The organism is Coleofasciculus sp. B1-GNL1-01, from assembly GCF_040220235.1.
Taxonomy (GTDB): domain Bacteria; phylum Cyanobacteriota; class Cyanobacteriia; order Cyanobacteriales; family Coleofasciculaceae; genus Coleofasciculus.
In genome coordinates this window covers 29,815-42,042 of sequence record NZ_JAVJTO010000135.1, presented here as the reverse complement: position 1 = coordinate 42,042, position 12,228 = coordinate 29,815, and the positions used below count along the sequence as shown (strand labels likewise).

The 12,228-nt window shown below is 44.9% G+C and carries 14 protein-coding genes and 1 tRNA gene; 10 read left to right on the top strand and 5 right to left on the bottom strand.

From position 1 onward, the window contains the following. Positions 1 to 109: 109 nt before the first annotated feature. Positions 110 to 358: a UPF0175 family protein gene (locus RID53_RS31585; RefSeq protein WP_446391865.1), complete on the top strand. Its 249-nt coding sequence runs from the start codon at positions 110 to 112 to the stop codon at positions 356 to 358. Positions 359 to 539: 181 nt separating this feature from the next. Here the strand turns inward: RID53_RS31585 and RID53_RS31580 are convergent, their stop codons facing one another. Both RID53_RS31580 and RID53_RS31575 read right to left on the bottom strand, forming a co-directional pair. Beyond that, on the bottom strand, positions 540 to 1,874 hold the full coding sequence (locus RID53_RS31580; protein ID WP_446391911.1) for an ATP-binding protein: 1,335 nt from the start codon (positions 1,872 to 1,874) through the stop codon (positions 540 to 542). A 382-nt stretch (positions 1,875 to 2,256) separates the two neighbouring features. Further along, the gene (locus RID53_RS31575; RefSeq protein ID WP_446391864.1) at positions 2,257 to 2,442 is read right to left on the bottom strand and encodes a hypothetical protein; all 186 of its coding nucleotides are present in this window, start codon (positions 2,440 to 2,442) and stop codon (positions 2,257 to 2,259) included. A 166-nt stretch (positions 2,443 to 2,608) separates the two neighbouring features. Here RID53_RS31575 and RID53_RS31570 point away from each other — a divergent pair, with 166 nt between their 5' ends. Then, positions 2,609 to 4,288, top strand: coding sequence for a helix-turn-helix domain-containing protein (locus RID53_RS31570; protein WP_446391863.1), 1,680 nt, complete (start codon positions 2,609 to 2,611; stop codon positions 4,286 to 4,288). A gap of 355 nt (positions 4,289 to 4,643) precedes the next feature. On the opposite strand, the gene crtH is transcribed toward RID53_RS31570, so the two are convergent. Further along, positions 4,644 to 6,188 carry a carotenoid isomerase gene (crtH, locus tag RID53_RS31565; RefSeq protein WP_446391862.1) on the bottom strand — a complete coding sequence of 515 codons (1,545 nt, stop codon included), beginning with the start codon at positions 6,186 to 6,188 and terminating at the stop codon, positions 4,644 to 4,646. A 527-nt stretch (positions 6,189 to 6,715) separates the two neighbouring features. Between crtH and upp the strand changes: the two genes are divergently transcribed. From upp to RID53_RS31545, 4 genes are all read left to right on the top strand, one after another. After that, entirely contained in the window at positions 6,716 to 7,366 is a 651-nt protein-coding gene (gene upp / locus RID53_RS31560) for a uracil phosphoribosyltransferase (RefSeq protein ID WP_446391861.1), read from the top strand. Continuing rightward, positions 7,366 to 7,527, top strand: a complete 162-nt coding sequence (locus tag RID53_RS31555) for a hypothetical protein (RefSeq protein ID WP_446391860.1) — start codon at positions 7,366 to 7,368, stop codon at positions 7,525 to 7,527. The genes upp and RID53_RS31555 overlap by 1 nt, the downstream gene beginning before the upstream one ends. Before the next feature lie 93 nt (positions 7,528 to 7,620). Beyond that, positions 7,621 to 7,962, top strand: coding sequence for a hypothetical protein (locus RID53_RS31550; protein WP_446391859.1), 342 nt, complete (start codon positions 7,621 to 7,623; stop codon positions 7,960 to 7,962). An 86-nt stretch (positions 7,963 to 8,048) separates the two neighbouring features. Then, the gene (locus RID53_RS31545) at positions 8,049 to 8,306 is read left to right on the top strand and encodes a YggT family protein (protein WP_446380172.1); all 258 of its coding nucleotides are present in this window, start codon (positions 8,049 to 8,051) and stop codon (positions 8,304 to 8,306) included. A 41-nt stretch (positions 8,307 to 8,347) separates the two neighbouring features. Here the strand turns inward: RID53_RS31545 and RID53_RS31540 are convergent, their stop codons facing one another. After that, positions 8,348 to 8,782 carry a hypothetical protein gene (locus RID53_RS31540; RefSeq protein WP_446391858.1) on the bottom strand — a complete coding sequence of 145 codons (435 nt, stop codon included), beginning with the start codon at positions 8,780 to 8,782 and terminating at the stop codon, positions 8,348 to 8,350. A 377-nt stretch (positions 8,783 to 9,159) separates the two neighbouring features. Here RID53_RS31540 and RID53_RS31535 point away from each other — a divergent pair, with 377 nt between their 5' ends. Continuing rightward, positions 9,160 to 9,792 (top strand): hypothetical protein, encoded by a 633-nt coding sequence (locus RID53_RS31535; protein ID WP_446391857.1) that lies wholly within the window; start codon positions 9,160 to 9,162, stop codon positions 9,790 to 9,792. Here the strand turns inward: RID53_RS31535 and RID53_RS31530 are convergent. Beyond that, positions 9,768 to 10,553 (bottom strand): class I SAM-dependent methyltransferase, encoded by a 786-nt coding sequence (locus tag RID53_RS31530; RefSeq protein WP_446391856.1) that lies wholly within the window; start codon positions 10,551 to 10,553, stop codon positions 9,768 to 9,770. The two genes, RID53_RS31535 and RID53_RS31530, sit on opposite strands and share 25 nt — an antisense overlap. 76 nt (positions 10,554 to 10,629) lie before the next feature. Here RID53_RS31530 and RID53_RS31525 point away from each other — a divergent pair, with 76 nt between their 5' ends. From RID53_RS31525 to RID53_RS31515, 3 genes are all read left to right on the top strand, one after another. Beyond that, a complete protein-coding gene (locus tag RID53_RS31525) occupies positions 10,630 to 11,622 on the top strand; it encodes a hypothetical protein (protein WP_446391855.1) in 993 nt (330 codons plus the stop codon). Positions 11,623 to 11,693: 71 nt separating this feature from the next. Then, a tRNA-Gly gene (locus RID53_RS31520) sits at positions 11,694 to 11,764 on the top strand. Between the two features lie 232 nt (positions 11,765 to 11,996). Beyond that, positions 11,997 to 12,227, top strand: a complete 231-nt coding sequence (locus tag RID53_RS31515; RefSeq protein WP_446391854.1) for a helix-turn-helix domain-containing protein — start codon at positions 11,997 to 11,999, stop codon at positions 12,225 to 12,227. Position 12,228: the final 1 nt, after the last annotated feature.

Here is a 12,228-nt window from a genome sequence, read left to right as displayed (position 1 = left end):
CAAGGATCTCGCAATTCTTGACATTATGGTTTAAATGCCGAACAGCTTATCCGGTGGAGATCGCGAGAGTGATTAATGGATGTCTTTTGAAATGATGAGGTGATGGTAGATGCAAGCAATTAATATACAAATTCCCATCGAATTAATTGAGCAAGGTGAGACGGCAGTTTTGGAACAAATTGCCATGCAACTTTATGAAAACCAGATATTTACCTTTAGTCAAGCCCGTCGATTGTTGAATTATTCCGTGTGGGAATTTCAAAAACTGTTGGGAGAAAATCATATTGTTCGGCAATACGACAAAGATGATTTAGCAGAGGATATCGAAGCGATTCAATCAGGATTGTGGGATGGTTAAAGTCATTTGTAATGCTACGCCTTTGATTAACTTTGCAAGTATTAACCACTTAGATTAAAATCCCTGTTTACTGAGATAGTCATTCGCCAAGCGGTTTACTCGGAAACCGTTGAATCAGGATTTCCTAACTCTGAAACTATTGTTAATGGAATTGAAGCGGCTTGGCTTAAAGTCCATAATTCTACGCTACGGCTCTTGGCTCGTTTGTCAAGCTTTCCCCACCTGAATAGTTACTGCGGATGTATTGTCGAATGACGGGCTGTAGGCTTAAATTGGATGAGGATTCTAATAAACTGCGTCGTTTGAGAGATTGGATGGCTTTGAGAAACTCTCGATCTGAGAGTAGATTGGGGGGTTTTTGGTTGAGGTTGACGGGGGAGTCTTGGTTGGCTAACCAGTGCAACAGGGTTTTTTCGGCGTTCCCAAGGCGTTGGTAATGGAGCTTGAGGACGGCTTCTAAGTCTCCTAAAAAGAGAGTGGGATAGGAGAGGAATTGCTGAACGCTACCGTTGAATAAATCGAGAATTGTTGAAGCGGTAAGGTTTAGCCACAAGGGATTGTTGTTATAAAGCTGAGTGAGTTCTGGCCAGGTATTCGGGTCTTTGAGTTGGCGATCGCGGAGGATTTGGGTGGCGAGTTGAGGAGACCCCTGAACGGGAAGGGTTTTACAGTGGCGGGTTTCGCTTTCTAAGGCAGCGATTTCGAGGGGGTGTTCCCAACTCAGCAGCAGAATACAACTTTGGTGAGAGAATGTCCCGAGTTCATGAATGAGTTGACCATAGCCTTGATAGTCTCGACGGTAGGTTCCGACAAATTCACCGGGGGTTAGAGCCTCTTGCAGGTTGTCTAGGATGAGCAAGCAACGGTGATGTCTCAGATGGTCTAGGAGTGATGCGTTCGGGGTGGAGGTTGCGGCGAGAAACTGGCGGATGTGGTTTTTCAGGGTTTCTAGGTTGGGGAATTTGCGATGGTTGCACCAGAGGATGTGAGTAAAGTGGTCTTTTATCTGTTCGACGAGTTGTCTGGCGAGGGCGGTTTTGCCAATTCCTGATAATCCGGTGAGGGTGATGATGCGGCTGTGTTCGCTGAGTATCCAGTGTTTTAGGGTGGTGAGTTCGTCGTGACGGTTGTAGAGGCGATCGTATTCGGGGGCTTGGCTGAGATCGTGGCGGGGTAAGGTGTCTGACTCGTTGCTAGTGGGCGATCGGTTGGTTGAGTTTTTTGGCTCGTTGTATAAATCGCTACAGACATTATTTATGTTATTGCCAATATGTACTGACTCTTCGTAATAAGAGAATATTCGGTTTTCGATGAGCGATCGCACATTCTTCTTTTTTACGTCTTCTTCCAGCAATTCTGACAGCAGTTTCCATAAGTCGGACGCTGATTTCCTGACATGATCGTTCGTACAGTGGTATTCTTCAGCGATTTCCTTATATCCTTTACCTTGCCATGCTCCCTCTAAGATAGCGCGTTGCAGTGTATCTAAGTGTTTTCCCGTAGTCGTTAAAAGCAGGCGATCGGTCTACTGCAACGCTTCCTGAATCCCCATAGCTGATCAATAAGGTTGTTGTTTTGTCTATCTTAGCCCCCATTTTGCCACATTTTTTACCTTTTTAGCTACAAAATATTACCTTTTGTCACATTTTTATTTTTTAGTTTAATTTAAAAACCCCCTAAACTTTACTTATGAGGGTTGGCAAACGGAAAATAATTTGAGAAGATCTAGGGAAGTATTTCAAGCCAATTACGCTAGTAACAGCTATTCATAGACAATCCAAGATAGCTACATTTAAAAGTCTATGTAGTTAACACGTAAACGATGAGGGCAAGTTGGCTTTCCTAAAAACTAACTTGCCCTCATCAAGAGTCAGTTAAGGCTCAAAGAAAGTGTGACACTACTTTTTACCTTTGTTCTGAGCGTCAATAAAGGCGCGATCGCGACGACCAGCCTTATAACCTTCCTCACGTTTTTTGGAAGATCCATTTGCGGCGGCGCAATCACCAATACTGGTAAGCAAGTCTCCGGAAGATCCTTCACCTTTGAGCCCACGGTTATAGCCTTCGTTATATGCATTACTCATTTTACTTACCTCACTGTAGGTATATGTTGAATGTGGTATTGAAAGTTAAAAGCGTTTTAAGCTTACACCACATTTATAGCTGGTTTCCCTAAGCAATGAAAAGATTGCAAATTTGCAACCCCTTTTATGCAAATTTACAACATGGTAACAATACAGGAGTTTTAGAATGACTAAAGAATCAGGAAGGGCATTTCGAGAATTGTTTGAGCAAAAAGGATATAGTCGCAATAAGCTTGCAAATGAATCAGGAGTTGATTTATCAACAATAAGCAGGCTTGCCAGCGGTAAATTGCATTCAACCGGTCTGGAAAACTTAAAAAAAATAGCTCGATGTCTTCAAGTCACAGTAGATGAACTATCAGAAGTTTTTACCAACCCTAAGATATATACTTTTAAACGAAGATCTCGGTTTGATGAATTTTTAGTCACTTGGGCTGCCAATGCTGATTTATTATACAGTTCTCCTGCCTGTGCTTTTATAAGTGGTGAACACTCAGTTGTATTCGGACACCCTGCTGTCTATTTACCGTTGCCACTAAGGCTCTACATTAAATTAGAGCCAAGTCATCAAATAGAAGGAATCTTTATTGATGACTTTAAATGCCCTGACCCAAAAGAGGAGATGAACATTCTGAATACAGAATTAATACAAGCTTACGGTAGTTGCTCAATTGAATATCACAAGCAAGCGTTAACGTCTCTATTTTTATCAATCATCAAACCTTTCTTGAAAAGTGAATTTGATGGTATAGGGTTTAGAGTTAATGTTCTTAGTAGTTTTCCTGTGGCTGTTGGTTTAAACTCAAGTGGTGCTTTTTCAGCTTGCATAGCAAAAGCTTTGTTTTATGAATTCATGGATATAGAAAAATTCAAGGTTTATTTTGAATTACTAGATCAAGAAAATCAAGAAGTAGCAATGCTATTAGCTTGGGCTATAGAAAACTGTTTCCATGGAGGCTGCTCAAGTGGTGCAGGTGCAGCAGTTTCATTTAATGGAAGGCTAGGCAGACATCCTATACTTTATAGCATTTCTAAGCGATCATACTTATCCCATAAACATTTGGATGGATGGAGTTCAGTAAGTATCAGTCAATCAGAACAAGGTTTTCGGCTCCTATCCAAAATTAAAAGGTTTGTTTTTGACCCAGGGGAATGTCTAGAAGGTTTACCTGACTATCCTGAACCTCCTCCTTATAATGTCACTATTCTTTATTCTGGTGTTCCAAGTCGAACAGAAGCTGTTTTGACAAGAGAGGTACGTTCTTATGTTAAAGAATCAACAGAAAGAGTGGCTCATGTGTGTAATATATTTGACAAAACCTTTAAGGTAGGGGAAGTTCAAAGATCTCTAGCGATACACAGATATGAAATTATAGAAAAAGTTTACTTAAATACTCAATTTGATGGTGATAAATCTGAGCAAATGTCCCGCGCTTATTTTGAGATGTTGTCAGAATCACTTGGTAACATCAGTATTTCGACATTCAACTCAATTCTCTCTGACTGGTCTTCTGTTCCTAGCTTTATGAATTCCTATCAAGCTTTACTTTGTGGAATGGGTCTTTCTCACCCGACGATAGAATCTTTGATTAACCAGCTTAAATTTTTATCTATGGAAGAACAACTACGCGAATATCAGCTAACATCTTACCTAGGATTTAAAATAACTGGATCAGGAAAAGGAGGAGATATTCTTGCTCTCAGTCTACTCAACAAAAGTAGACACAAAAAAATATTTCAAAAAATAACAAAAAATTGTTGTGCAATACACTTTGACTCCTGTGAATTATCCGAAACTGAATGGAATTCCCCAGTGCAAGGTGTCAGAAAAGAAAATATATTATGACTTTATAGGAACGCCAAAATATGCCAACAATTAAAATTAATAGCATCATATATGGTATGAAACTCAAGTACAACAAGTGAGGTTTGGTATAAGTTAAAGCTCATCATCACTTTTAAATTTTACAAAAAAGGCTGATTTTGAATCAATGTTCGGCATTTAAATCTTAGTGTCAATAATGGCTCTCATCCTCGTAGTGCGTTAAGCGAAGCCATGCCGCAGGCTTTGCATCTTGCTCGCTACCCATTCCCAATTTAAATGCATGACAGCTTAACTTACCAAAGTTCAGTAATGGTGCGTTACGCTTTCGCTAACGCACCCTACAACTTGATGGTTGAAAATGGGGCAAAATCTGAGCTTACAAACCCAAATCTACCGCCACCCGATGGGCGCAAGCAAACCCAGAAAATGCCACCGCATTCAACCCTTGTCCCGGAAACGTACTATCCCCCACACAATATAATCCCGGAATCGCTGTCCGATTAAACGGCATTCCCAATAACCCCCTTAACTTGCGGCGCGGAATGGGTCCATAGGTGCCATCCTCACGTCCCAAAAACCGTCGATGACTGCGGGCGGTTCCGACTTCCATATAATCCAATCCCGCATCTAATCCCGGAAAAATAGCCTCTAATCGTTCAATAATTCGCCCAGCCGCTTCTTCCTTTTTATCCTCATACTCCTTCGCCGATAATCCCTGCCAATTCTCCATCCAACTGGGCGTAAAGGTATGCATAATATGATAGCCTTCCGGGGCTAAGTCCGGGTCAAGTAATGTGGGAATCGACACAAAAATCGTCCCCTCAGCCTCTTCCATCTTGTCCCATTCTTCCAATAAAATATGGTGACATTCTGTTCCGGGCGGAAAAACATTTTCTTCAACCCCTAAATGCAAACTCAAAAAACTGGGTGATTTCTGATATCGTTGCTGCCATTTTTCCTCACTGGCAGGCATCTGTTCTGAGGGCAGTAATTTCTCAAACGTATCCCAGCGCGTTGCATTAGACACTACCCGCTTTGCCCGATACTCTTCCCCCGTGGCTAACCGCACCCCCACAGCTTTACCCTGTTCGGTTAAAATTTCGCTGACTCTGGCGGAATAGCGAATTTGTCCCCCAGCTTTCTCCAATCCCTCAACTAATTTCTGGGCAATTTCACCCACACCTCCTTTAGGATAATTAATTCCTCCATAATGGCGGTCGGAAAACACCATTCCCGCATTAATCATCGGTGTCTTATCCGCAGGTACGACTGACCAACAATAACATTCCATATCAATAAACTGGAGTAACTGGGGGTCATGAATGTAGCGACGGGCAATATCTCCCGCATTCTGGGGCAAATATTTGACTAATCCTAAACAGGCTAAAGGATGCTGAAAAAACACCCGCATCAGATAGCGAGGTTCTTCTAGAGACAGCAATTCCATGGCGTTAAGGCAATTAAATACCTTCCAGCATTCATCATAAAATTGCCGAATTCCCCGCCGTTCGTGGGGAAAACGTTCTGTTAATTCGTGTAAGAATTTCTCATAGTCTCGATGAACTTTCAGGTCTAATCCTTCCGGTAAATGATAGTGAATCTGAACCTCATCGGGAATTGTTTCCACACCAACATTTACCGCATCTAAGGCTTTGGTCAATAGATTCGTGGTTCCTTCAGTACCAAAACCAAAAATCATCGAGGCGCCAACATCGAATCGATAGCCCTCGCGTTCAAAGTAGCCAGCACTACCACCGGGAATCAGATAACGTTCCAGTACCAGCACCTTGGCACCTTTGGCGGCTAGCTGAGTCGCCGTCACGAGTCCGCCAATACCAGAACCAATGACGATGACATCAAATACAGAGGTTTCGTTCGGAGCGTGATTAGTGGACGAAGGAGATTGAGAAGCAATAGCCATGAATGATTCAGACGAGAGAGGTCTTTTACAAATTCGAGTTTAACTTTTCTCTATTCTCCCTTCCAGACGTGTCATGCCAGACGTACCATGCTACACAATACTGGTCGGATAAGCTCTCATTTAAATTTTTCTTCCCCATCTCCCCCATCTTCCCCTACATAAGAAATGGGGTTTGGAGACCAAACCCCTACAACTCCCATCTCCCCCTACATAAGAAATGGGGTTTGGAGACCAAACCCCTACAACTCCCATCTCCCTCATCTTCCCCACCCCTCCGCACTCCCAAAAAAAAAGAGGGTGGTTCAGGCTGCTACCGCTTGCCCGTCCCACCGACCAATCCTTAATGAGAGGAGAACACTGAGGACTACTATATCCTTGTTGAAAATTAATGTCAACACTAATGAAAACAATTGGCAATAAACGGGCAAATGCAGCGTTTAGCCCGGATACCATCTCGGCAGTCGGGAAAAAAAAGCATTATCATGATTCAGTTTAGGTATTGCTTCGTCGTTATCGATTAATTCGCTATGGCTCCCCAATTACGTGTCTATGTTCCCCCTCATCCCCTCATCAAGCACTGGCTTGGCGTTGCCCGTGATGCGGCGACACCTTCCCCTTTATTCAAAAGTGCGATGACGGAATTAGGGCGCTGGCTCACCTACGAAGCGATTCGAGACTGGCTACCGACGGAAGATTTAATGGTTCAGACGCCCCTAGCCCCTTGTCCAGCCACAATGGTGAATCCAGAGACTCCTTTAGTCGTCGTGCCGATTTTACGGGCGGGATTAGCCCTATTAGAAGGGGCGCAAACCTTATTGCCCTTGGCATCCATTTACCATCTAGGCATGGTGCGCGATGAAGGAACGTTAGAAGCAAAGTGTTATTTAAATAAATTGCCCCAACAATTTGATCCGGGTACACGTATCTTAATTACCGAACCCATGCTTGCCACAGGGGGTACAATGATGTCCGCGATCGCCCAACTGACCCAGCGAGGTGCTGATCCAGCCTTGATCCGGATTATCAGCGTGGTTGCGGCTCCACCCGCCTTGCAAAAGTTAGGGGGAAATTATCCCACCTTAACCATCTACACCGCCACAATTGACGAAGAATTAAGCCAGCAAGGATTTATCGTACCCGGATTAGGAGATGCAGGCGATCGCGCTTTTGGTACATGATGGCAAGAGATAGGGGAGCTGGGGAAGGTGGGGAAGATAGGGAAGCTGGGGAAGATAGGGAAGATGAGGGAGATGAGGGAGATGGGGGAGATGGGGGAGATGGGGTAGATGTAGCATGCTACGTCTCTACTATTGCCTATTGCCTATTCCCTGACAAATGACAAAGGACATAAGACGAAGATGTAGGCATCTGCATCAGCCAACCGTTAATCTGGAAAAGCAGTTGCGTTTTTTTCAAGGGTACGAAAGGAAAAATGAGTCAGCGCGATGGTTTTACAGGCGGACTTCTGGCGGGAATCGCCATCGGGGGCGTAGTCGGTGGCGTTATCGGAGCCATACTAGCCGGACAACGCAGTAGTAGTGATGAAGAAGCCGATCCGTCTTTACTCAAATCCCGCCTCTCGGAGAAGAAAGCCATGAAAGGCAAAAAATCTCAACTCAACTCTGAGGAGAGCATTGAAGCGGCGCGTCGCAGTTTAGAGGATAAAATTGCCCAGCTTAATACAGCGATCGATGATGTGCGCCAGCAATTGGGTCCAGTGAATGGGAGTGGGAGTACGGAACTCACCGATAGGGAAGGTTCTATCGATTCCTGAGCCGGAATGAAGTGATATCCGTTAAACTGACTAGAAAGGCACTATCATATCCGCCCGCAAAATTTAGTAAGGAAACATTTCAATTTATGCCGACAGCACTGGTAACCGAAAGCCTCTACAATTTCCTCAATATCTATCTACTGCTGATATTTGTCCGCATTCTGTTAACCTGGTTCCCCACGGTTGAATGGATGAACCAGATTGCTGGGTTCCTCAGCCCAATTACTGACCCTTACCTGAATATTTTCCGCTCCTTTATTCCGCCGATTGGAGGTCTGGACTTATCCCCTCTGCTGGCGATTATTGCCCTGCAAGTTGTCGCTCAATTGATTGTCAGCATCTAGGCTAGGGCTGGGTCAACGACGAATTGGGAGTCAACCCAATGCTAACGGCGGACTTTGCCCGTAAAACCGGAGGCTTTGAATTGTTCAAGCTGCAAGGGGGTTGGTTGATTAGCCGACACCGTAATTCGCACTTCAAAATCACTAACGCCCGGTGGGACTTCATCAATGGCACCCAGCCGGGTACGATTTTGAAAGACAGGATTATGATTGGCATCATAAATCCGACCAAAAATGTCAGCATTGATCACGGGTTTGCCTGACTTATTGATGGCTTTACCTGTAATGATGTAGCAATCGGCGGCTTGGATGGAACCGGGTGTGACCAACCCTTCGGAAAACTTGGAGGAACATTCGTGGTAAGACAGGTCAGACAGTTCTACCTGAACGAAGGCAAATGCAGCAGGGGCAATGACCCAACTGATCAGCCAAAACAGACCAGCAACTGTAATGGTAGTGAACCAACCTTGAACTCGCATAACCAATAGTAATAATTATCGTATTCAATCATTCCATCCCTCAGCATAGCGCGAATCCAGCCGCAAACTGTCCTTAATTAGGGTCTGCTGAATAAGTCTTGGGGAGAAGGGGTGAGAGGGTGAGGGGGAGATGAAGGAAACAGTAGTGCTTTTCGTCTCCCTATAAGTGCAAGCTTTTCATATCATGTCCGCCGAAATAAGCTGTTCGGCATTTAAACCTTAATATCAATAATGGCGCAATCCTTGATAGATAAGGATTTCCGATTTGTGCAGCAAGTCCTAATTAGGCGGCTGAATTGTCTCCTGAGAGATTATCATACAATTATTATGCTGCACGCTATCACCAGCTATAAGCCAGTCTGCTGATTGAGCCTGTTATGAATCCAGCCGAGATTGAAGCCGTCTTGCAACTCGCCTTTATCCAATGTGAAGCGGTTTTATGTCCCCTGACAGACCCGCAAAAACAAATTTTACGGCGGGTGTTGATGGATGCGATTATGGGTCAATCCTTACAGTCTTCGGCAATAGGAGATCAGACAACGGTTAATCCTCTGGATGACCTGACGCCAGATGAGCGATCGCGGTTTTTGCAATTTGTCACGGAACGGGAACGGACTGGCTATTCCTGGAAAATCCAACTCCTCAACGACTGGCTGCATAATCGCGAGTCTTCATCTGTCCAGTTTATTCGCGATCGCTATGGACCCCAATGGCTAAATCGGGTCAAGCGGGTGCATCTGGCGCAGTATTTGGACGCACAGAACCCCACAGAAGGATTAAAACTAAAAATCGGCGATCGCATCGAAGTGTCTAATGGACTCTGGGAATGGGTGCAGGACAATGGACCCTGTAGTCGGGAGTGGTTTCCTTGTACAGTAGTGCAGATTTCTCAGGGTATGGATAGTGATGGTTCGGGATGGAATTGTGTCGTGCGCTTCGATAATGGCATGGAATATGAGATTCAAGGGATTTATGAATGGAATCGCTATAATTGGCGTTGGTTATCTTGATCAGAGTTAGGCTTCTGGAATAGCATCAAATGCTGCTGGGGTAAGAACTCTTTCGTTTCCAGCCACTGCAACCCCACCGCATTCATTTCTTTACGCGCTTGTCTCTGAGTCATTTTATGTAGTGCTTTAATCGGAATCAAGGGATTCTCCCGGCGATATTCCACCAGTACGACTCGTCCACCGGGTTTAAGCGATCGCACAATTCCACTCATCATTTCTCTAGGATAAGCAAATTCATGATAAGCATCGACCATCAAGGCTAAGTCAACGGTTTCTTCGGGTAAATTAGGATCAGTGGTACTCCCCAAGATTGGCTCAACATTGGTCACATTGTTCTCGGTTTTCAGGAATTCGATCATATCCAGCATCTCCGGCTGAATATCCACCGCCAATACCTTACCCTGAGGAACACGAGGACTGATGCGAAAACTAAAATAACCTGTACCTGCACCAATATCTGCCACAATATCTGTGGGTTTTAGGTTCAACGCCTCAATCACCTGCTGTGGCTGTTCTTTCGTCTGACGGCTGGGGCGTTCTAACCAGAGTGCTTCGGTGTGTCCCATGACTTTGGCAATCTCTCGACCCAGATAAAATTTACCAATCCCATCAGCGCTGTGAACCAGTCGATAATGATAGATAGTGTCCGATTCGGCTGCGGCGGTGGGTAAGGTAATTCTCCACCCACTGAGGATTAGTCCGAATAGGAGAACACTGGCAATAATAATAATCTTGAACCTAGACAAGCGATAAGTATTCATCGGTAACGACTGTCATTGGGCGATCGCAAAAAGAACGCTAAGAATTAATCCAGATGCTCAGTGGCTCTTTGGCAGTATGGAATTAAAGCATCCCAACCTGATTGTAATGACACAACCCACGCTAAACCAACCTCAGATACCCCAACGCCGTCACGCTGATCCTCCAGCGCTATGGAGAACCGTTATTCTAAGTTCTGTAGCGATTCATTTAGTTGGCTTGGGGTTGCTGCGTCTGTCGCTATTGGGGCGCTTTCAGGATTGGCGGTTGAGTCAACGACTGATTCCGGTTGAGATGATTGCGATCGCCTCGAATGCTACCATGCCAACTCCAGCGACTCAACCTCCACCTTCTCCAGTATCCCGAAAAACGCCAGCGCCGAGTCCTGAGAGTCAACAAGAATCAGCACCACAGACAAATCGCCCGACTCAGGCGATCGCAAACACCACTCAGGAAACCCCTCAGCCTTCACCCACAAGGGTTTCCCCACCCAACTCACCGAACCCAACCCCAACCCCGTCGCCAACGTCTACAACCTTGGAAGGGATGGGAGAAACCCCACCTCCTCAGTCATCAGAGGAACCCCCCAACCCGACTACCCCGAGTCCATCTCCTATCCCATCGCCAGAAGAACCCACAGAACCCACGTCACCGGACAATCAGTCGAGGGGGGGCTTCATTGCTTCTATTAATGGACTCAGGATTGTCAGCAGTGGTGGTGGTTCTATTATCAACCCGCAAAACAATCCGGGCGATCGACTTGCTGAAATCCAGCAAGAGAGTCAACCCCTCTCAGTGGATGAACTCACGTCCTTAGAGATGACTCTGGATCAACCTGTGGTTCTCAAGGTTATCGTTTTGATCAATGATAGGGGCAAAGCTGAGGTTATAAAAGCTGAGGTTATACCCGATAAGACACAAGTGCAACAAGGGACACTCCGTCCAGAGCAAGCCACGAAACTCGCTAACCAGATTATTGCCGATTGGAGTTTTTCTCCAACCTATATGGCGGGTAAACCCGTGTACGGGTCATACTCCCTGACCCTAGAAATTGATCCCCAGGGAAATTGAGCCGATAATTTTGGCGAAAACTTGCCAAACTTGTGCTATCGTGGTTTATACTAGAAAAGTTATGAGCGCCTGCGGGCATAGTTTAGTGGTAAAACCTCAGCCTTCCAAGCTGATGATGCGAGTTCGATTCTCGCTGCCCGCTTCTTATATTCTTCATTAAAGAGCTATTTGTCGCCAGCTTAAGCAATTATTGTCTTGGCACAATCAAAGTGTAGCAAGGATTTCAGACATGACACTAAATGTTTAAGGGATGACATTTAACTGTTTAATGGACAATAACCAGTGAATTGCACACCCTCAAGCGCGACTTATAGTCTGTAGACTCTTAGTCATCACCACCCGATTATTAGCGTAAGCAATCCTTAGCAGAGTTAATGATGACACTTCGCGAAAAGTTTGGTGCTGCTGTGAGGGCTAGGCGTGAAGACTTAGGGTTTTCACAGGAGCAGCTAGCCGAGTTAGCGGGTATGCATCGAACTTACGTTGGAAGTATTGAAAGAGGTGAACGAAATGTTTCCTTAGAAAATATAATCAAGCTCTGCGAGGCTTTGCAAATCAAGCCCAGTTCTCTGATGGGTTCATTGGATGAATTCGTAAACCTCTAGA

Excerpts from the sequence above, each read along its gene's own strand:
- RID53_RS31525 (WP_446391855.1), top strand. The coding sequence starts at position 10,630 with ATGGAATTAAAGCATCCCAACCTGATTGTAATGACACAACCCACGCTA.
- RID53_RS31570 (WP_446391863.1), top strand. The coding sequence starts at position 2,609 with ATGACTAAAGAATCAGGAAGGGCATTTCGAGAATTGTTTGAGCAAAAA.
- RID53_RS31535 (WP_446391857.1), top strand. The coding sequence starts at position 9,160 with ATGAATCCAGCCGAGATTGAAGCCGTCTTGCAACTCGCCTTTATCCAA.
- RID53_RS31545 (WP_446380172.1), top strand. The coding sequence starts at position 8,049 with ATGCCGACAGCACTGGTAACCGAAAGCCTCTACAATTTCCTCAATATC.
- RID53_RS31540 (WP_446391858.1), bottom strand. The coding sequence starts at position 8,782 with ATGCGAGTTCAAGGTTGGTTCACTACCATTACAGTTGCTGGTCTGTTT.
- RID53_RS31515 (WP_446391854.1), top strand. The coding sequence starts at position 11,997 with ATGATGACACTTCGCGAAAAGTTTGGTGCTGCTGTGAGGGCTAGGCGT.
- upp (WP_446391861.1), top strand. The coding sequence starts at position 6,716 with ATGGCTCCCCAATTACGTGTCTATGTTCCCCCTCATCCCCTCATCAAG.
- RID53_RS31555 (WP_446391860.1), top strand. The coding sequence starts at position 7,366 with ATGGCAAGAGATAGGGGAGCTGGGGAAGGTGGGGAAGATAGGGAAGCT.
- crtH (WP_446391862.1), bottom strand. The coding sequence starts at position 6,188 with ATGGCTATTGCTTCTCAATCTCCTTCGTCCACTAATCACGCTCCGAAC.
- RID53_RS31585 (WP_446391865.1), top strand. The coding sequence starts at position 110 with ATGCAAGCAATTAATATACAAATTCCCATCGAATTAATTGAGCAAGGT.
- RID53_RS31575 (WP_446391864.1), bottom strand. The coding sequence starts at position 2,442 with ATGAGTAATGCATATAACGAAGGCTATAACCGTGGGCTCAAAGGTGAA.
- RID53_RS31530 (WP_446391856.1), bottom strand. The coding sequence starts at position 10,553 with ATGAATACTTATCGCTTGTCTAGGTTCAAGATTATTATTATTGCCAGT.
- RID53_RS31550 (WP_446391859.1), top strand. The coding sequence starts at position 7,621 with ATGAGTCAGCGCGATGGTTTTACAGGCGGACTTCTGGCGGGAATCGCC.